This is a genomic window from Paraburkholderia sp. UCT31 (genome assembly GCF_014397655.1).
GTDB lineage: Bacteria > Pseudomonadota > Gammaproteobacteria > Burkholderiales > Burkholderiaceae > Paraburkholderia > Paraburkholderia tuberum.
In genome coordinates, this window is record NZ_VZQP01000037.1 from 1 (window position 1) to 16,794 (window position 16,794).

At 58.8% G+C, this 16,794-nt stretch carries 21 protein-coding genes and 1 pseudogene; 5 read left to right on the forward strand and 17 right to left on the reverse strand.

Features of this window, described 5'->3' with window-relative positions:
* Positions 1 to 395: 395 nt before the first annotated feature.
* The 5 genes from F6X40_RS27015 to F6X40_RS27035 all read right to left on the reverse strand — a co-directional run bounded on the left by F6X40_RS27015 (position 396) and on the right by F6X40_RS27035 (position 5,340).
* Positions 396 to 1,040: a sel1 repeat family protein gene (locus tag F6X40_RS27015; RefSeq protein WP_187629898.1), complete on the reverse strand. Its 645-nt coding sequence runs from the start codon at positions 1,038 to 1,040 to the stop codon at positions 396 to 398.
* Positions 1,041 to 1,195: 155 nt separating this feature from the next.
* Positions 1,196 to 2,440 carry a diguanylate cyclase domain-containing protein gene (locus tag F6X40_RS27020; RefSeq protein WP_187629899.1) on the reverse strand — a complete coding sequence of 415 codons (1,245 nt, stop codon included), beginning with the start codon at positions 2,438 to 2,440 and terminating at the stop codon, positions 1,196 to 1,198.
* A gap of 482 nt (positions 2,441 to 2,922) precedes the next feature.
* On the reverse strand, positions 2,923 to 3,612 hold the full coding sequence (locus F6X40_RS27025; protein WP_187629900.1) for a hypothetical protein: 690 nt from the start codon (positions 3,610 to 3,612) through the stop codon (positions 2,923 to 2,925).
* An 834-nt stretch (positions 3,613 to 4,446) separates the two neighbouring features.
* On the reverse strand, positions 4,447 to 4,761 hold the full coding sequence (locus tag F6X40_RS27030) for a hypothetical protein (RefSeq protein ID WP_187629901.1): 315 nt from the start codon (positions 4,759 to 4,761) through the stop codon (positions 4,447 to 4,449).
* A 192-nt stretch (positions 4,762 to 4,953) separates the two neighbouring features.
* Positions 4,954 to 5,340, reverse strand: coding sequence for a hypothetical protein (locus F6X40_RS27035; protein WP_187629902.1), 387 nt, complete (start codon positions 5,338 to 5,340; stop codon positions 4,954 to 4,956).
* Between the two features lie 119 nt (positions 5,341 to 5,459).
* On the opposite strand from F6X40_RS27035, the gene F6X40_RS27040 reads away from it, so the two are divergent.
* Positions 5,460 to 5,942 carry an NADAR family protein gene (locus F6X40_RS27040; RefSeq protein WP_187629903.1) on the forward strand — a complete coding sequence of 161 codons (483 nt, stop codon included), beginning with the start codon at positions 5,460 to 5,462 and terminating at the stop codon, positions 5,940 to 5,942.
* Positions 5,943 to 6,003: 61 nt separating this feature from the next.
* A complete protein-coding gene (locus tag F6X40_RS27045; RefSeq protein ID WP_187629904.1) occupies positions 6,004 to 6,426 on the forward strand; it encodes a hypothetical protein in 423 nt (140 codons plus the stop codon).
* Positions 6,427 to 6,923: 497 nt separating this feature from the next.
* On the opposite strand, the gene F6X40_RS27050 is transcribed toward F6X40_RS27045, so the two are convergent.
* From F6X40_RS27050 to F6X40_RS27085, 9 genes and pseudogenes are all read right to left on the reverse strand, one after another.
* Positions 6,924 to 7,508, reverse strand: a complete 585-nt coding sequence (locus F6X40_RS27050) for a hypothetical protein (protein ID WP_222946178.1) — start codon at positions 7,506 to 7,508, stop codon at positions 6,924 to 6,926.
* A 52-nt stretch (positions 7,509 to 7,560) separates the two neighbouring features.
* Positions 7,561 to 7,995: a hypothetical protein gene (locus F6X40_RS27055; protein WP_187629906.1), complete on the reverse strand. Its 435-nt coding sequence runs from the start codon at positions 7,993 to 7,995 to the stop codon at positions 7,561 to 7,563.
* Positions 7,992 to 8,324: a hypothetical protein gene (locus tag F6X40_RS27060; protein WP_187629907.1), complete on the reverse strand. Its 333-nt coding sequence runs from the start codon at positions 8,322 to 8,324 to the stop codon at positions 7,992 to 7,994. Before F6X40_RS27060 ends, F6X40_RS27055 begins: the two co-directional genes overlap by 4 nt.
* The gene (locus F6X40_RS27065; protein WP_187629908.1) at positions 8,321 to 8,680 is read right to left on the reverse strand and encodes a hypothetical protein; all 360 of its coding nucleotides are present in this window, start codon (positions 8,678 to 8,680) and stop codon (positions 8,321 to 8,323) included. Before F6X40_RS27065 ends, F6X40_RS27060 begins: the two co-directional genes overlap by 4 nt.
* A 519-nt stretch (positions 8,681 to 9,199) precedes the next feature.
* A complete protein-coding gene (locus F6X40_RS27070; protein ID WP_187629909.1) occupies positions 9,200 to 10,138 on the reverse strand; it encodes a hypothetical protein in 939 nt (312 codons plus the stop codon).
* Positions 10,139 to 10,381: 243 nt separating this feature from the next.
* Positions 10,382 to 11,083 carry a hypothetical protein gene (locus F6X40_RS27075; protein ID WP_187629910.1) on the reverse strand — a complete coding sequence of 234 codons (702 nt, stop codon included), beginning with the start codon at positions 11,081 to 11,083 and terminating at the stop codon, positions 10,382 to 10,384.
* 74 nt (positions 11,084 to 11,157) lie between these two features.
* Positions 11,158 to 11,391, reverse strand: coding sequence for a hypothetical protein (locus F6X40_RS42625; RefSeq protein WP_262421562.1), 234 nt, complete (start codon positions 11,389 to 11,391; stop codon positions 11,158 to 11,160).
* Between the two features lie 66 nt (positions 11,392 to 11,457).
* Positions 11,458 to 11,565, reverse strand: a pseudogene (locus tag F6X40_RS42630) (ASCH domain-containing protein); the annotation flags it as partial.
* A 337-nt stretch (positions 11,566 to 11,902) separates the two neighbouring features.
* Positions 11,903 to 12,337 carry a hypothetical protein gene (locus F6X40_RS27085; RefSeq protein WP_187629912.1) on the reverse strand — a complete coding sequence of 145 codons (435 nt, stop codon included), beginning with the start codon at positions 12,335 to 12,337 and terminating at the stop codon, positions 11,903 to 11,905.
* 175 nt (positions 12,338 to 12,512) lie between these two features.
* Between F6X40_RS27085 and F6X40_RS27090 the strand changes: the two genes are divergently transcribed.
* On the forward strand, positions 12,513 to 12,866 hold the full coding sequence (locus F6X40_RS27090) for a hypothetical protein (protein ID WP_187629913.1): 354 nt from the start codon (positions 12,513 to 12,515) through the stop codon (positions 12,864 to 12,866).
* Between the two features lie 222 nt (positions 12,867 to 13,088).
* Here the strand turns inward: F6X40_RS27090 and F6X40_RS27095 are convergent, their stop codons facing one another.
* The 3 genes from F6X40_RS27095 to F6X40_RS27105 form a co-directional block, all read right to left on the reverse strand.
* Complete coding sequence (locus F6X40_RS27095) at positions 13,089 to 14,141, reverse strand: RNA-guided endonuclease InsQ/TnpB family protein (RefSeq protein WP_222946179.1); 1,053 nt, start codon at positions 14,139 to 14,141, stop codon at positions 13,089 to 13,091.
* A 167-nt stretch (positions 14,142 to 14,308) separates the two neighbouring features.
* A complete protein-coding gene (locus F6X40_RS27100; protein ID WP_187629914.1) occupies positions 14,309 to 14,971 on the reverse strand; it encodes a hypothetical protein in 663 nt (220 codons plus the stop codon).
* A 211-nt stretch (positions 14,972 to 15,182) separates the two neighbouring features.
* Positions 15,183 to 15,395 carry a hypothetical protein gene (locus F6X40_RS27105; protein WP_187629915.1) on the reverse strand — a complete coding sequence of 71 codons (213 nt, stop codon included), beginning with the start codon at positions 15,393 to 15,395 and terminating at the stop codon, positions 15,183 to 15,185.
* A gap of 447 nt (positions 15,396 to 15,842) precedes the next feature.
* On the opposite strand from F6X40_RS27105, the gene F6X40_RS27110 reads away from it, so the two are divergent.
* Together F6X40_RS27110 and F6X40_RS27115 are read left to right on the forward strand one after the other, a co-directional pair.
* Entirely contained in the window at positions 15,843 to 15,995 is a 153-nt protein-coding gene (locus F6X40_RS27110) for a hypothetical protein (protein ID WP_187629916.1), read from the forward strand.
* Positions 15,996 to 16,227: 232 nt separating this feature from the next.
* Positions 16,228 to 16,731 (forward strand): hypothetical protein, encoded by a 504-nt coding sequence (locus F6X40_RS27115; protein ID WP_187629917.1) that lies wholly within the window; start codon positions 16,228 to 16,230, stop codon positions 16,729 to 16,731.
* The last annotated feature ends 63 nt before the right edge of the window (positions 16,732 to 16,794 follow it).

Below are 16,794 nucleotides of genomic sequence, written 5' to 3' on the forward strand. Positions count from 1 at the left end.
CCCCAGCCCCCGCTCCACAGCCCCGGCGCATTATGAATTGCGGGTCCGTGAAAGCATGGCTCGACCGCAGTAATCCAGACCAGGACTTATGGCGGCAAGTCTGTCTGCAATATTTTGACGACTGCGTTTGATGCGGCTGCGAGTACCACCGGTGCGCTCGCAAGGGCTGCCGGGGCCACTCGGCACTCTCGTCCGCTTTCCATGTCGGCTTTACAAATGCGCATCGTTGCGCTAGACCGAGCGCCCTTCCTAGTTTCGCTGAGGAGATGAGAGCGCGGGCGCGACGTGCCCGCATCGAGCGAAGCGTTCCGCGCATTGTTCGACGAAGGCCCAGCGCGCCTCGCGGTCCGGCGGCGCGCTGCGGGGACTAACTCGCTATTGCGCCGAGTGTGCGGCTAAGCGGCGGTAGACGCGCTCTCCAGAGTCGCCAGCCGGGCGGCGCATCGTTCGCAGGCGTCGCGCCCGCGCTTGTAGAAGTGGATGGCCCGCGCAATGTCCGGGAGCTCGTCGCCAGTCGCCGCAACGCCCCACTTCCCTTCCCAGTAAAGTCCGAGCGCGAGCGCGGAGTGAATGTGGCCGAGTCCGATGGCGAGGTCGTAGTGGCTCTTTGCAAAGTCGATGTCCTGGTCGACGCCACGACCAAGGCGGAAACTATCGGCTAGCGCGGCTGCAGCAAGTGCTTTGAGCGCGCCGCCAGCCTGTTCGTCACCGATGAGTTGCTGGAACATGCCGTGGGCGACTTCGGGGTTAGCCGGGCCGCCGGTTCCCGTGGCCAGCGAAATGGCCAATGCGAGGCGAGTCGCTGGGTGGTTGGCTGCGCTTACCTGCTCGAGCAGCTTGCGACCGAGGTATGGTGCGCCGTCCAATGTCGAAATCAACATCTGGTTGGCGATGGTAGCCACCGACTCCGGCGTCAGGGCGCCGACCTTGTGCGCGGACACCGCGTGACGATAGAACTTTTCCACGTCGAGCGCCGTGCTTCCCGCTTTGAGCATTCGCCACTCGGTCTCTACCTGCTGCCCCCAGCTTTCGACTGACATCTGTGAAATCCGCAAGTGATAATCGCGTCCATGATGATACCGGAAGCAGGCTCGGGCCGGTCGGACGGGTGCTCACTCATTGACCGGACCATGGCCGCCAGCTTAACGCTCGGTGCGGCGGCTTTCCAATCGGGATACTGCGGCAACGTTCTCCGCTAGGCGGGTGCGTGGCCGGCCCCCTGGCCGTGCAGCAGCGTCTCCAGAAGGTGTTCTTGCGCGACGGTCTGCGCGCCGTCCATATAGACCGCTACCTGTCCCTTCCCGTTCGCCTTCGCGTCGTACATTGCCGCGTCGGCACATCGCAGAAGCGTCTCAAGGTCGTCCCCCGCATCAGGAAACAGCGCCACGCCGATTGAGGCGTCGGGGACAAGTGACGTCTTCTTGTAAGTTATCGGTGTGCGGATTGTCTCAAGAACCAGCCGGCCAAGCGTTTCAGCTGCGGGCGGCGTTCGCATCAGCAAAACGAATTCATCACCGCCCAGACGAGCAATTGTGTCTGACGAACGCAGCCGCTGAGTCAGATTCTGCGCGATTCCGACCAGCATAGTGTCACCGGCCTCGTGCCCATACGTGTCGTTGACCTGTTTGAACCCGTCCAGGTCGACGAGTACGACCGCAAGCTGTTCGCCGTTGCGGCGCGCCGTCGCACAGGACAGCGCGAACCGCTCTTCCAGAAGACGGCGGTTGGCCAGGTTTGTGAGCGGGTCGCGGAAAGCTTGTTCTCGCAGCAGCTGCTGATATTTCTCCGCTTCTTGAATCAGCCGTTTGCCGTTGCGTCCGATTGAGAAAAGCGCACCGATACCGAGGGCGACTGCCACCAGCGCGAGTGCCCACAGTCTTCTGAGGGCCTCCTTTTGCGCTTCACGGCGTTGCCCTAACAGCACGCGCTGGTCTTCGGCTATTTCCGCCAGCAGTCCTTCCTCTTCGAGCACACGCAGTTGGTACCGGCTTTCCTTCAACATCCGCGCGAGAGCGGCGGGAGTTTCGCCCTCCGCACTCCGGTGCAGCTGCGCACGCTCATCCTCCGTTGCGCGAACGAGCTGTTCGATGCGCGTGAGTCGCTTCTCTTGAGCCGGGCTATCAGCCATCATCTCTCGTAAGTTCCACAGATGGCGTTTTGCCTCCTGCGTCGCTTCATCGGCCGCAGTCACCCGGCGAGCATCTGCGGGTCCGCGCGCAACATGCCGCTCGAGTGCCCTGTCCGCCACAAACAACGTCATTTCGAGCTGATGCTCTTCATCCATTACATCGTACGTCTGCTGGACCCATGATGAGGTGTGGCTGAGCAACGCGGATGTGTAAAGCGCGCCTGCGGTGAGTGCAGCGGCCATCGCGACGTTGACATAGGAATTGCGCCACAGCAGTCGCTGAAGCGCTTTGTGCGCAAGCAAGCCTGGCATTAGTTGGCTCCGGCGCAGACGCGATGGATGCCCCGCCCGGCGGCACGCGGCCGGCGAACGGTCGAAGCATCCCTAAAGATGAAGAGTATTTTCTCAAAGGGCATCATCACACGCAATCCTGTAAAGTGTTTGCAAAATGTTTTGTAAAATGCTTTGCAATTCAGGCGATGAGGCGCTTTGGTGACGGAGGGCGTCTATTGTAGCCACAGCGAGGGATACTACTCTGGCCGCCTGTTGGGCCTGCAGTTTAGCACACCGGCACAGCCCATGCCGACGGTTTGACGGGTTTTAGAATGAAAGTACTGACCGGGGGCGCCCGTCTGCTGCTCACCACTGCAAGGGGACGGCAAAAGAGGTGTCGTTCAACATCGTACGGCCGGCACGCAAAGGCAACGGTCCGACTGCCCTTGCCGAAGCGTAAAACGAGTCCCGGGCAACATGAGTTCCGGGGGCGACGGACCCCTCTCTCCCTTCGGGCCGCGCTATGCGCCGCTTTGGCTGCCCTTGGTCCTTAGGCCATTTCTCAGAAAACTACTGTACTGCTCGCCGCCGCTCGTCCGCTGGACTTGCCCATAGGCGGCGCACATCACAATCAGCTTGAGCACTGGCGTGTCGCATTCGTTGGCGAGTACACCCGCCTTTTCATAAAGCGGTCGCGGAAAGTCGATACACAGGTCGACCTCGGCCCCCTCGAAGCTGTCTAGAGCGCCCTGGAACTCGGCCACGATGGCGGCGCGGCCTTCTTCCTCCAGTCTTGCGTCGAGGTTGCGCAGCGCTACAGTGACGACCTCCCGACAGGCGCCGCCAAGCGCGCCATACAGCCCGCTGCATACGCTCAAAGTGAGCAACACGGTGTCTTTGGGCGGTAGCGGCAGACCTCTGCCAGGCACCGCGTCGGCCCCGTACGTAGCGAGGAGTTCGTCGACGCGGCGGCGGAGTGACAGGGCGAACGCCTGGGCATGCTCCTCATGAGTGTTGCCGATGTCTTCGAAATCCAGGTCTGCACCGCATTCGTGGAGGTACCATACAGCCCGGCGGGCGCACTGGTCGGAAAAAATCCATGAATAGCGAATTCGCCCTGCGATGTTGCCGTTGTATGCAACCTTCATTGCGTTGTCCGCAAGTGCAGCGAGTTCGTTCAGCAGCGTCTGCTGGTATGCAGGAGGCGTCATACTGGCCATCCGGTTTGTGGGAATGGCCAGTGTAGGAAGCGCGGGCCGGAAAAGGAAAACCTCCGCGAAGCTCTGCGGAGGTTGGGAATCATAGGCGTTCTTTCAGGTTCGCCGGGCAAGCTCATACTTCGCCGTGTAAGGCTCCAGCTCAGTTGCCGTCGCGTATCGGGGTGTGTTTGGTTCCAATCATCGTGCCAGCAAGCAGTCCAAAAGCGCACACGAGAGCAGCTGTTACAGTCAGACGCAAGAGCTCCCTTGACAACATAACATTGAAGACCTGTGCCGGGGCCGACTGGGGGTCCATATAAGCCCAACAGCCTGTCAACGCCGCCCCTCCGATAAGGACTCCCATTGGACCCCATGCAATGGTTAGCTTGTTCCTGTCGCGCGTCCTTGGTTCTTCTTGTGGACAACTCTTCGCCATCAGGCTGCCGGCCGCCTCCCGAGACCCGATGGGCCAAAGGCGGCCAATGCACCAGTTCATTGCAAAGAGGAACGGAACGATAATTGCCAGAAACACAGCAACATGGGTCCAGACTGCCGCTAGAAGTGCAACCGGCGTCGAGAGTGCCGCGAAGACTCCGGCTAGAACGGTGTGGTGAGTTTGGTATGCATGCACCCCCTCCAGCGCAGTCGCTGAAATCGCCGCTATCGAAACTGGGATGTGAGCGCGACTACTCATGGAATCACTCCGAAGTTAAAGCAGAAATTTGACGCCAGGGTGATTAAACGCATGCGATAGAAGGGAAAGCGCCTCGCTGGGAAGCGCCAACAAAGAGAGTCTTCAATAGGTGTCCCCTTCGCGCACGAATCGCCTCGTTGACGACTTTGTCCTCATCGAACCAACCGTCCAGGAAGTCGAATGCTGTCGAAAGCCTCGATGCCGTGCGCAATCCCTCTTTCCGAAAGCCCCAACTTCGAAGCCTTCTCGAGGTCGAACACAACGGTCGCCATCAGGAAAGGTAACGTTTGCCAAAACGGGTCACCGCCTGGTCGAAGCTGTTCCACGACGGCAGTTGGATTGAATCCCATTAAGGCCACCGCCTTTGCCAAGAGTGCGTGCTCCTCCTTTAGCTTCTCGTACTGCTGATTCAACCTCTCAAGTTCGCCCTGGGCCGAAGATTGTTTCCGGCGAATTGGACTAAACATTTGTAGGGCACCTCCATCTTAATTTTCCGAGTCTGCGTGTAGCTAAGTCGCAGAGTGTGGAAGCATCTTCAAAACAACGCAAATTAGCGATAGCGCCTCGCATAAAGGGGCGCCCCCGGCTTTCCAGCGCCTTTACAATAAGCTAAGATGCAAGCCCGGCTGGCACGACTTGACCGCCGGGCGGCGCGTCCGTTACAGAGCCGGTGTGACCAGTTCGATAACCGGTTGGTTGGTTTGCTGGCGACGCTGTTCGATAGCGGAGACGAGGGCCAAAGCGTCGGTCATGTCAGCCACGCCGATGTCAGCGCTGTTTGCGGCCGCGACCGCGTCGATAGTCGGCAGGCTGCCGGTAGACTCCCCGAGCATCAACGTCATCGAGAAGCCGCTGTAGTCCAGCGCGAGATTTTCACTTCCTTCGTAACGGTACGGCCACAGCGCCGGAGCGTCCTGTTGGCAGCGATTGCGCAGGAAAGTAGCGAACTGCGTGAGCCACGCGTCGAGTGTCGCGGAGGTCGGTTCAAATCCTTCGGGGCCAGCGGTGAAAAGCGGTTGTGCTTGCGTCATGAAGTCCTCGTTCAAAGAAAGAATGCATGAGGGTATAGCGGTGGACTTTAGCCCTTTTCATGGTTTTTTCACGGCCGCCTACTTCGCTACACGTTTCTGAAGGCCCAATTTTCAACTCAACGAGGAAACACAGCATGAGAACCACCGACACCTTTGTATTTTTCTGGAGCGGTCCCTTTTCCAACTGGCACCCTGCTTCGTACGTTCGTGGCGGAATCAGTTTTGCGAACAGCGAGCAAGACATGATGTACCAGAAGGCCCTTGCGTTCGGCGATGCCGACGTTGCGGCCGAGGTTCTGCGAACTCCCAACCCCAAAGCAGTGAAGGCGCTTGGCCGCTTGGTCAAAGGCTTTGACGACGCAGTTTGGGTCGGGATGCGCGCGGACGTGATGGACCGGGCTTTGCGTGGGAAGTTTTGCCAAGACCCCAAGCTCGCTCAGCTGCTACTCGATACTGGTGAACGCATGCTGGTCGAGGCGTCGCCATACGACCGAGTCTGGGGTATTGGTCTCGCCGAAGACCATCCGGACGTCACGGACCCCGCAAAATGGCGCGGGTTGAACGAGCTGGGTAAGTCGCTCATGCGTGTGCGAGCAGAAATGCAGGCGCGGGCGTAAGTGATGGCATGGAGCGTGGCGAAGGCCCCGCTCCTCAATCAATCAAAACCACGAGGACAATATGGACGAAAAAATCAAGCAGATTCTGGCTCTGAACGAGTACGCGCGCCCGGCCTACCCGTACTTCAACGCGAAATGGGCGACCTGGGAGTTCAACAAGACGTTCAAGGCGGCCTGCGCAGCTTGCTCCGACGGACTCACCACCCGCGAGATGGGCGTTGATGTTGACTGGTCCGCGTCGCGCCCGACTGAGCTGAGTGTGACTGAAAGCGGTATCGCGGTGCCCGGAGTCAAGTTCCATCGAGTGCTCCCGCTGGAAGGTGCGCTGGCTGACACGCTCATCGCTGATTTGCGGGCTCTCGCACTCGTCCAAGCCGCTGCTGAGCTCCAGCGTCAGGAGGAGGAACGCCGTAAGAAAGAAGCGGAAGACTATGTCGACGCTCTCCTCCTGCGCGCAACTGTTGCAGAAGGAACCGGAGGCTGAACTGGCTTCGACCGTTGAAAGGTGACGTCGCCTTAGGGCAGGCCGCAAAGCACAGACATCAGCGTAGCTTGCGGCTGACGTGCTTACACTCCGAGGTAGGTCATAACTATTTGCAAGGAAAACGGAGAAGCCAAACTATGGACACAGCGGGGAAAGTCACACAAATCATCCAAAGAGACGATGGGTCAGAAGTCAAAATCGTCGCTCAAAAGTTTTTTGGGCTTGGGCTGACTTGCTCGATAGACGTGTACGTGCTACGACGTGAGAGTCCTAATCACTCGTGGATGTTAGCTAGTAATAGACCACATCCAGATTGGCGAAAAATGTCTGTCGATGATTACGTCAAGCGTGGCCGCTCCGAAATGCTACAAGCGGTTTCTCATGGTGAAATTCTAAAGGTGACTAGCGCACTAGCATCCACTGGGATGTAAGTTCAAAGTAACCTGTGATTCAGAAACGGACCCGCGCCTTGACGGGTCCGTTTTTCATGGCGTCCGTTATGACTGCGGCTGCTGCCAAGCTTCTAGCACTTTCTTCCCCCGTCGTTCGAGATGTTTGCGTTTCATCTTGAAGGACGTGCTGCAGGTACCGCCGAACATCTCGGCGTTCGCGTGAATCTCCGCGATGGCGGTCAACATGAGACTGGCCGCCTCAGGCCTCGCCGCGAACGCGGGCACATCTTCGGCTCCGAGTAGGTGAAAGTCCATGTCGCTGGCGATGAGCCGGCCTGCCTGCTCGTCGCCGCCTGCTGCAAGCCACGTTCTTGCCGACGCTGCTGCGTGGTCGGGGAAATGCTGCTTGCCGGCTTCATCCACAGTTCGACAGTGCGGCTTACCGCAGTCGTGCCATATCTGGTATCGCGCGAGCGTCTCCCGGTCCAGGAGGCGGCCGAGGAGTTGCTCGGCATTAGGTAGCAGCCATTGCGGCAGCGACCAGTCTCCTTCCGGTGTCTCGCCCTTCTCCATCGCAGCTATGAGCGCGTCGAACTTTGCACGAACTGCATGACCGTGGTCCAGCACGTCGAGGTCGTGGAATTGAAAGCACTCGCGCATTGGTCGCTCGAGCGCCGCGTAGTCGGGCACTCACGTCGGGAACGCTCTTTCATTCTGGTAGGTCGTCATAGCATCTCTCCTCTTAGCTGTAGTGGCGAGCGCGGCTCGCCATCGAGTTTCTTCCACGAACCGCTTGCGGCTTGAAGGGCTCAGCCTTCATAGCCCTGTTCTGCGCCTCGAAGGTTTGGGGGTCCCACAGCCCCGGCCCGCACAGACCGCGCCGGCGGTGGCCGGGCGCTGCCGCACAATGAACCTCACCATTAAAATAATGCCGGGCGCGGTAGCACCTCGTCGCGGTGAGCTGCATCGTTCGGGCGTCGATAAGACCACGCCGAAAGCGTTGCAGCTGCGTGTGCTCCAGCCGGTACACCACGAACGAGTCGTAGCGCTGGGAGCCCCGGCCGATATCCGTGCAGAGACCGACGTATGCAAAGGATGGCGTCCATTTCACAATGACGAGCGGTATGCCATCGTAGTGGCTGGCGCACTGAACGCGCTTGAGTACTAGCCGTTTCATGCCTGTACTCCTTGCCACAGGGGATACTTGCGCATCAGGTGCCGCTCCTTCTTGCTCGCCAGCGGGCAGGTTGCGATAGCCGAGTGGCCCATCTCCCAGTCCGGTTCATTGAACATCACGTGGTCGATACCGTAGCGGCTCAGCCGCGCGGCTGCCGCCTCCAGCTCGTTGCGGTTGGGTACCTCGAGAACAATCAGGCTCGCCGTGGTCTCCGGGGACGGAAAAACAAGGCCGGCTTCCCACGCAGCGTGATTGCTCTGAACCAGCTGCTGCTGCAGCGGGATGTCCTTGCGCACGAGCACGTAGACGTACGGTTTGTTTTCAATCATCGCGCGCCCTCCGCAGCCAGCCGTGACGGCTTCTCCTGAGCGGGCAAATCGCGCAGGTGAGCCAGCATGCGGGTGCGCGCGGTCGTGCCGGCGCCGGTGAATCGCTTCGCTTCGAGTTCCAGCCCTGACAACACGCCGATTAAGGTGATGTAAGGCGCCTGTCCGCCACGGACAGCTTTATCGCTGGGGGAAAAGCTCTTGAAGAGCGACTTGCCAAGCAGCAGGCAATGCTCTGCCATGTCAGCGGCCGTGAGGCTGCGGGAATGGGCAAGGGACTTCCACTGGGCGCGGTATGCAAGATACTCTTCGCGCGACGTGAAGAAGGTGGTGCGGGCGTTCGTAATAACATCGGACATCGTGGTTCTCCAAAGAAAATTTATCGAGTGTGCAGGCGTAGAAGCGGCAGCGGCTCGACAGGAGGACCACGAGGTGAAAAGTAAACTCAGCGGTTGTGTGCTTTGTAGTTCAGCATGAGTGACTCAGATGTCTGGTTGGTTTGTAAAAATGTATATCATCAGGTTTTAGCCCGTCAAGCAAAACCTTTGCTAACGCGACAAAAAAGTTCCAGGCGAGCAATGCGATGCGTGGCACGAGGGTTAGTGATTTCTTCGCGAGTAAGCCAGAAACGAAACCGCCGACGCGTTTGGCGCCGGCGGTTCGGGAGTGGTGGGTCCGGTGGAATTCGAATCCACGAATGGAGGGTTTGAAGGCCCCTGCCTTAACCGCTTGGCTACGGACCCAGAAAGCTGACCGGCTGCTTGCCGAGTAGATAACGCATTTTACAAATAAATGTAAAGGCACGCAACAGTTTTATCGACCGCAAAGGAAACCGCCGGACCTTGAAAGGGCCGGCGGCAAATGATAATCAAATGAGCTTACCTGAGATGTGCCTCGATGAACCGCTCAATCCACTCCCTCTGTTTCTCGGCCGACTCCGCTGCGAAATTTCGGCGGTAATGGCAGCCTACCCACTCAGCGACCGTGTCCAGACAGACGGCGTCTTCCGGGCGCGAGCTGGACTGCTCGACTGCGCCGATGTACTCGACCTGATACCAGTTGATGCTGTGATAACAGGCAACTGCCGTGAGTGCTTCTTCTCGACTGAGATACCCTTGAAAAAACGAAGATTGCGGCCGGCAGTACTTGTCGAGCACCTCAAACTTCACGCGGTGAACGCACCGCGAGAGCAAAAAGCCAAGTTCCGTGCTGACTTCGGACACCGCGTACGCACCGCGCATGGCGTGAGCAACCACGAAGTCGGGGTGCATCGCTTCGAACCACATCCAGACCCGTTCGAGTTCGTCGCCCTTCCGGAAAAACAGGAACTCGTCATCGAGCCGTAGACCGTCTTCCGTTACAGGAACGTCGCGGAGTTCGTGCCAGAACCAGACGAGCTGGGCGAAGGTGAGGTTAATGCGGCCCTCCACCCGAGCAACTGTGGCCACCTGACTTGCCGGGGGATTGCTCCCGCCGGGGCCGTCAATCGCCTCCGTGCGGCACTGCGGACAGGGCCAGAGATTTTTCCTTTCGTCTTCGATGATGCGGGTGTCATTGCACACCCCACATACCGAAGGACCAGTGTCATAGTGACTCGGACGTTGGCCCGCGCCGGTTCCTTGCCGCTGGGCCTTCCTCGCTGCGTTCTGCTTCGCATTGAGGACCGACCAGTTCTTTTCGTTCTCAAGCCGGGCGATGACTTCCAACGCTTTTGGGCGGCTGAGGTCTCCGACAATGCCGAGGTCTTTCAACGCGTTTTGCAGCGCGGTTGCTTTCGCCTTTGCTGCTTCTTCAGTGATAACGAGGTTCGTGTTCATAGGGACTGTCCTTTTTCGTTGAGGTCCTGTGATGTGTTCGAGGTGCGTCCATTGCCAGAGAGCAAGACCTTGATGAGCCAAAGGTTTGTCCTGAAGGGGGTGTACTGGATTTGCCATCCCGGTTAGGGAGGACGCGACGGGCTTGCCAGCGGCCCTGATGCAAAGACGTATAGCGTTCGGAACGCGGGGGAAGACGGTTCGAGAAGGCAAAGAAAAACCGCCACACTAGGTGGCGGCGGTAAATCAGGCAGGCATTGCCGGCTTGGGAAGCTTTTCGGTGCCCCATTCCTCACCGCTAAACTGGTGATGAAAGAAGCCATCGAGGAGAGCCTGGTGTTCCGGCGTTTCGCGAGCAATCTTCTGCAGCCGGTTGAACTCGGCTTCGCCTCGGCGCCCCACAGCGGCATCGTCAGACATGCCGTGGTACCAGTCATGGTTGTTCAGCATGACGTAGAACTCGGCGAGGGGCGTGGTTGCGACCGTCGGTGCCGGTGTCGATGTAGGCGTTGCGGCCGGCGTCGACGCAGGAGCTGCTGCCGCTGTTGCGCTGTCGTCGAACGGCGCGTTGTAGTCAGGCACATTTTCACCGCCCGGCTGGCCTTCGGTCGTCTTCGGTTCGACTTCTCGAACGCTGTTGACGGTCAGACGGAAGCGATAGTCGGTGATGTTGCCCGCGTCATCGAGAATCTTACGGATGTCCTGCGTCCCGAAAGTCTCCACGTACGCGCCCTTCTTCAGCGGTGCGACCTTTTCTTCCTTGATGAAAGCAGTGACCTCATAGGCCGTGGTTGTGCGAAACTGGCCGCGACCTGTGTGTTCCAGCAGTGTGAACCGTGCGTACGGACGACCGCCGTTTCGTGCTTGCTTGAACTCGGCGTCCGCCAGTAGATTGCCTCGTACTGTTGGCATTTGATTTGTCCTCTTTTTGAATGATGAGACCGACATGGCCTCTCACTGGGTATAGCGAGAGTTGCCTCATCTCGTAGAGGACAGCACTGGGGGAAGCGTGCGGCTCGCGCTCAGCCGGTCGTTAGGGCTGTATCAGGAAGGAGGTAGTCCATCTCGAAGAAATTGAGCTTGCCTTTGCAGGGGAAGAAAGGCAGCGGCCGCGCGGCGCCGAGGACGAAGGCGTGCTCGCCCCGATACCAGGGCGAGTCCTTGACGTACGAATTCGACGGGGGCGGCGCGAGGCTGTCGGCGAGGTAGGCGCGTCCGACAATACCGCCGCGCTCGAAATCGGCTGGCACAGGCATTGTTAGGTCCGGGAATGTCCTGCGGACCCATGCGTAGCCTTCCCGGTCGAATCGCCGCCCGGCGTGGACTAGGAATTCTCCCCGATGCCGCGTCGGCCACGTACGGTTCTCGATATCTTTGTGTCCGTGAGCTATCAACCACGCCCAAGGCTGGCGGACGGAGAGCGCTTTCATGTCGATAGTTGCTCACCAGGATATGTGGATAACGTTACCATGTAGATGGCTCTTTTTCGCCTTGTATCCGTATGCGCTAGTTCTTAGGGTTTCGACCAGCCACGGCAGGTTCGACTTCTCACCGGAGTTGAGTCGGAAAATCGTGTAATCCGAACTCCTTTCGGCTGCACTCTTGATTTGGGTCAAGGCCCTGCCGAGCAGCTGAGTCCGTACCTGCGTGCTTTCGTTGCTGAGTATTTTCTCAGAGACAATTCTTCGGGCTTCTGCTGCGTGCATTATGGCGCTCTTGAAAACACTGACATGGGTGAGTTGAAACGGTGAATGGTGGGCGCTTACATCAAAAATCGAGCAGCTCGGGAACGACGTCGTTCACGAACAGCGCCAACGTCCCTTGCCCTGAAATCGTGACAACTCGCAACCCGAAATTGAAGAACTGCTCGGCATCCGGACTCGCTTCGCATCCAGACGTTGCGACTTCCGGGCGCGCCGGCGCGGTCGCGACCAGGTCAATGAAGCTGTGGACCTCGGCATCGCTCGCGGCCTCCCAGCCGAGGCGCTGCCGAACGCGCTCTGGGAAGTAGCCAAATTCTTCGGTGTCGAACTGCGTGCCCGAAGGGGTGCGGTGAAACGCAGCCAGCATCCAGGAGAATGTCTGCGACGCCGTAAAGGCTTCGCGTGCCGCTTTCTGTTCGAGGGTGGCGGTCTCCAGCCGGTCTCCCACTCGTTTCCAGAAATCGTCGTCGCTCAAGATTGCCCTGACGCGGTCGTCCATCGATATCTCCTCTGCTAGCTTTGTGCCATGGGCTTTACATTGTATCGCGCGGGCAGTATCGTTTGGCGTCAAATTTCGAAAAGCGTGTATGTGTAAAGTACCCTATTCCCAGTTCTTCGTGGCAGGCGTCGCCGTTGCTACAGACTCGTCTGTCGAGTGGCAATCGGATTCCTCAATGCATCTCCTGGAGAGCGCGTTGCAGTTCGCAATGCGGGAGCATGGGGCGGATGCGGTGCGAGCGCTCGTATCGCCGGTCATCGAACGCTACGCAGCGGCCGAAAAGAAGCCGCGCCGCCAGCGTGGCGACCTCGTTAAACTTGATGGGACGAGTGGTTTTGGCGCGGAACAAGACGCCGTGTACCGAATCGCCGGCCGCAACGAGCCGGACCCTTGCATTCTCTGCGAGGTGCCCGGCTGCCAGGAGTGGCCGACCCTTGAACGGGTCGATGATGCCGGTAATCCGGCAGGCGAGTTTGCTTACCACGCGTCTGAATGCAGGATGGACGACGGGCCTTCGGGAGCGGGTTAGGCCGCCTCCGTCCAGAACAAGACCGGCGCGAGCGCCGGTCAGTGAATCACATAGCTATTGCCCCGACGGACTGCAGCGGGAACAGCAACCGCGTGCCCGATGCGAAGTCATTGCCGATTGGCGTATCGGGGTCCTGGAAGTCTCCCGCTCCTTCGTAGGCAGTCTCGGTGCAACGCACCGAAAGCAGCGCCTCGGCAGGCTTGAGTTGACGTCCTCCCCGCCCTAAAGGACGGGGATTCCTACTGCTAGACGGCGACGTCCCGCCGCGAGAATGTTTGTTGCCGCATTGATGTCGCGATGGTGATACGCGCCACAGTGCGAACACGCCCATTCCCTTATTCGCAGACCTTCCAGGCCCTTCGGGCCTGTGCGCGTGTTACAGCAGCTACAGGTCTGGGTTGAAAACGCTTCATCGACCTCATCGAACCACACGCCCGCGTCATCGCTTTTGTATTGCAGCATGGTTCGGAACGTGCTCCAGCCCGCGTCCAGCACGGACTTCGCCATGCGCGTCTTCGCAAGGGCTGAAGCGTTCACGTTGCCGATGAAAATTGCGCCGTACTCTTCTACGAGCGCAGTGGAAAGCTTGTGCAGCTGGTCTTTCCGACGATTCCTGATTTTCGCGTGAATTGCCTTTACGCGCGCTTTCTTGCGGGCGCGCTGCGCCTTCGCAAGCTCGGACTCGAGCTTGCGATAGTTCTTCTCGAGCTCGACGACGTAACCATCGCTGAGCGCGGCGAATTCCTTGAGGTTCAGGTCGATGCCGACCGACTTCTCGACCGCACCGAGAGACGCCTTTGGTGTCTTTTTGAGCTTGACCGTGACGTTCAGGTACCAGCGCCCGCGCGCGTCTTCGCTGATGTTGCCCGAGCCGAGTTCGTACTTGGAGAGGTTGTAGCTGTCCCACAGCGAAAGCGGCTTGTCGAAACCCGACAGGAACACCTGGCCGTTCCGATAGCGGAGGGCGCTCGCCTTGAACGGAATCCAGCCGAGCGAGCGACGCGAGCCTTTCGACACTCGCCAGCGCAGCTTCACTTTCTTGTGCTGGATGCGGCGCGCGACCAGCTCCTGGCTGACGGCCTGCACGGTCTGCGAGTGCAGCGGCAGTCCTTCTTTGGTCGCGCCCTTCGTGTACCCGTCGATTTCATTGGAGCTTATAAACCGGCGCTCGCGCTCCCACACCTTGAAACTGAGTTCGTTTGAAAAGTTCCAGACCTGGTTGACGTGAAAAGCCGACTCCCGCAGCTCTGGTGCGTGCCGGTCCTTCATACGCATGCGGAGCGTGCGTGTCGAAAGGGTGGGGTCGGGCTTTTTACGGGCGGCCATGAGTCAAAGTGGGTTTGAACCCCTATATTAGCCCGCCTTTACGCAAAAGTGAAGGAGCTTTACCGGGCGCCATTCGGAGGAAGTGTGTTGCGTTCGGCAGGCGATGAGCTTAGCGCTCAACTCACCTCATGAAGCTTGGCACAGTCGGCCCGGAGGCGCGCCGCTGCGGCGGCTTGAAACTCGACGGCAATCTGTTTGGCACGCGCCTCCTTCATCACTTCGAAGTCGGCGACATACAGTTGGCGACCGCGAACCAGCACGTCATTGCGAATTGCGCGCGCCACCTCGTAGTTGCGTACAAACTCCAGCGCTTCTGAGCACTCGTCGCGGCCGGAAAGCGGCGCGAACAGGCCTGAGTCGAGAAGGATGCAGCGACGCAGGAAATAGGTCGCTAACAATGCGACACTCGCCGCGATACCAACCCTGGCCGCAGGATTTGAGCAGATTGTGTTCCCGCTTACTGCGGCGGCTAGGAAGGCTGCAGCAGCGACAAGCAATCCGCCGACCAATAAACCTGCGGTGAGCGCATCGATTCGCTCGCGGACGACAAACATAGCCAGAATGTTCTCGTCACTGCGGAGTGCGTTGATTTTTGCGACAGCGCGCGCTGCCTCTGACTTACGAGCCACTGTGATGTCCTTAAAGAAGGGGTGCGCAAAATTTATCGTTGCCTCATCCCGACGGGTCAACGTGTCCTTGCGTACAGATAAACGGGTGTATAAGGCCGGGACCGAAGCTATGTGTTCTGGAGAAGTTTTCGCGTTAACTGCACTGTGCATGCCTTAAGCCGGTCCTGCGGCATATCGGGAAACATGCGCGCCGCCTCAGCCATGAATGCCCGGCCGGTCCCAGTGAATCCCGCCCGCAGCAGGCGCAACAGGAATGCCTGGACCTCGGAGTCAGAGAGTTCCGCAGACGGGCGGTTGTCCATAACGACATTCATCGGTCTTTCCTTATTCTTCGAGTCATCCACGCGCGGCAGCCTATGGCCTAGCGGCACTGGAGCAGCTTGGTCACCAGTGTCTCGTGCCGTGCAATGAGCGTACGTTGTTCCTGAGATAGGGCCTTGACCATCTTGTGTTTGCCGCTGTTGATGGCGTCGTTTGCGCGCAGGACAGGGTCGCCCGTCTCGATGACGGCGATACGCATCTGCAGCCCGATTATCAGGTCTTCGCGTTCCTGCTGTGACATTTGTAATTGCATGTTCACCTTATTTGACGTTCGCCGCGTAAAGGATGTCGCCGCCATACTGTGGAGGACGATGCCCGTCGCCGCACACGTCCGCTATTTTATCTGGTCAACGGCCCCTTTGCATTACTTTCTGCAAAGGAAAACGCGGCTCACTATCGGCCAAAGGATGCATCCCAAAGTGCCTCTGCCCAGATTTCATCTGAGAGCGGACTGGAAAAACGAATCGCCGGTGTCCACCGTCTAAAAAATTCCTAAGCACCACCAGTGCGACAGCGAAAAGCTTCTTCATGCCCGAGTTTCCCGTAAAGTCTAGGCCTAAAGGCGTGTAGCTAAGCGGGGTATTCGTTCTCCGCCCGGCGTCCGACTGTAAACGCGCATATGACTTTACAAAAAAGCATGCGCTGGGGAGGAATAATTTGGGGGTCTCCCGTAGCTTTTCATGCAAAGGACGAGGACAACATGGAAGAAATAAGTTATCGCGGCGCATCGACCGGCAAGATTTCGGTCTATCGGGGCTCAAAGAAGCTTTCCGAGCCGTGGCTGGATGTCGAGGTGCCACCAGGACCAACGCGCGCCATACTGACCTCGGGCCGGGCGTCCAACAACACTTGAAGCAAAAGCCCCGTGGGCGTATGCGTTTGGCGATGGCGACGAGGATGGGGATGGCCCGGGTATTAATCTGCTCGATGAAATCCCGCTGCCCGAGCTCGTTGATTGCCGGCGTCTGCGCTGGAACGGTATTGCGCAAAGTTGGATTCCTGCAATCCGTGAGTTAGGGTGACAGGCTGCTCACAGCCTCATCGCCTTGGTACCATAGGCGGTTTAAGTCTTCGTCCTTTCGTCTATGGCCTACGAGCCGATTCCTGCGCACCTGCAACCCTTCGTCGTCAACATCGTACGGCAGGCACGCGCCAATCTCGAGGAGGACGGGCATCTTGTTAGCTTCGCATTCGTCGGTAACTCGTCGATTCCTGAGGTTATCCCCATCCAGTTTGACACGCGTTCTGAGCAAGCGAAGGACGCGGCCGCTGCCCATGTGCGACAGGTGGCGGAGATGAGCAACGCAGATTTCGTTCTCCTCGTCCAGGATGCATGGGGACTTCCGCCGTCGAAAATGTCTCAATATCGGGAAATCGTCGAACGTTACGGGTCGGTGAGTGCATCCCCGCACCGGCTCGACGTCGCGGCGTTTATACTGGAGACGCACTCAGGTTTCTGGTTCGCACAGGTGCCCATTACGGCGAAAGGCCTGTCGAAGAAGAAGCGCACGTTCAGCGCGCAGGTGGAGTTTTCCCGTGGCGGCGCGGCCGACGGACGTATGACCAATTTCCTGCCGAAGGGTATTTAACCGTTGTCTTATGAACTACTCCCACCCAAGCCTCGCGCAAGCGCTACGTTTGGATGGAGCGAG

Excerpts from the sequence above, each read along its gene's own strand:
- F6X40_RS27085 (WP_187629912.1), bottom strand. The coding sequence starts at position 12,337 with ATGGACGACCGCGTCAGGGCAATCTTGAGCGACGACGATTTCTGGAAA.
- F6X40_RS27070 (WP_187629909.1), bottom strand. The coding sequence starts at position 10,138 with ATGAACACGAACCTCGTTATCACTGAAGAAGCAGCAAAGGCGAAAGCA.
- F6X40_RS27100 (WP_187629914.1), bottom strand. The coding sequence starts at position 14,971 with ATGCACAGTGCAGTTAACGCGAAAACTTCTCCAGAACACATAGCTTCG.
- F6X40_RS27090 (WP_187629913.1), top strand. The coding sequence starts at position 12,513 with ATGCATCTCCTGGAGAGCGCGTTGCAGTTCGCAATGCGGGAGCATGGG.
- F6X40_RS27115 (WP_187629917.1), top strand. The coding sequence starts at position 16,228 with ATGGCCTACGAGCCGATTCCTGCGCACCTGCAACCCTTCGTCGTCAAC.
- F6X40_RS27060 (WP_187629907.1), bottom strand. The coding sequence starts at position 8,324 with ATGATTGAAAACAAACCGTACGTCTACGTGCTCGTGCGCAAGGACATC.
- F6X40_RS27025 (WP_187629900.1), bottom strand. The coding sequence starts at position 3,612 with ATGACGCCTCCTGCATACCAGCAGACGCTGCTGAACGAACTCGCTGCA.
- F6X40_RS27045 (WP_187629904.1), top strand. The coding sequence starts at position 6,004 with ATGGACGAAAAAATCAAGCAGATTCTGGCTCTGAACGAGTACGCGCGC.
- F6X40_RS27015 (WP_187629898.1), bottom strand. The coding sequence starts at position 1,040 with ATGTCAGTCGAAAGCTGGGGGCAGCAGGTAGAGACCGAGTGGCGAATG.
- F6X40_RS27105 (WP_187629915.1), bottom strand. The coding sequence starts at position 15,395 with ATGCAATTACAAATGTCACAGCAGGAACGCGAAGACCTGATAATCGGG.
- F6X40_RS27055 (WP_187629906.1), bottom strand. The coding sequence starts at position 7,995 with ATGAAACGGCTAGTACTCAAGCGCGTTCAGTGCGCCAGCCACTACGAT.
- F6X40_RS27030 (WP_187629901.1), bottom strand. The coding sequence starts at position 4,761 with ATGTTTAGTCCAATTCGCCGGAAACAATCTTCGGCCCAGGGCGAACTT.
- F6X40_RS27040 (WP_187629903.1), top strand. The coding sequence starts at position 5,460 with ATGAGAACCACCGACACCTTTGTATTTTTCTGGAGCGGTCCCTTTTCC.
- F6X40_RS27065 (WP_187629908.1), bottom strand. The coding sequence starts at position 8,680 with ATGTCCGATGTTATTACGAACGCCCGCACCACCTTCTTCACGTCGCGC.
- F6X40_RS27095 (WP_222946179.1), bottom strand. The coding sequence starts at position 14,141 with ATGCGTATGAAGGACCGGCACGCACCAGAGCTGCGGGAGTCGGCTTTT.
- F6X40_RS27020 (WP_187629899.1), bottom strand. The coding sequence starts at position 2,440 with ATGCCAGGCTTGCTTGCGCACAAAGCGCTTCAGCGACTGCTGTGGCGC.
- F6X40_RS27110 (WP_187629916.1), top strand. The coding sequence starts at position 15,843 with ATGGAAGAAATAAGTTATCGCGGCGCATCGACCGGCAAGATTTCGGTC.
- F6X40_RS27075 (WP_187629910.1), bottom strand. The coding sequence starts at position 11,083 with ATGTCGGTCTCATCATTCAAAAAGAGGACAAATCAAATGCCAACAGTA.
- F6X40_RS42625 (WP_262421562.1), bottom strand. The coding sequence starts at position 11,391 with ATGCCTGTGCCAGCCGATTTCGAGCGCGGCGGTATTGTCGGACGCGCC.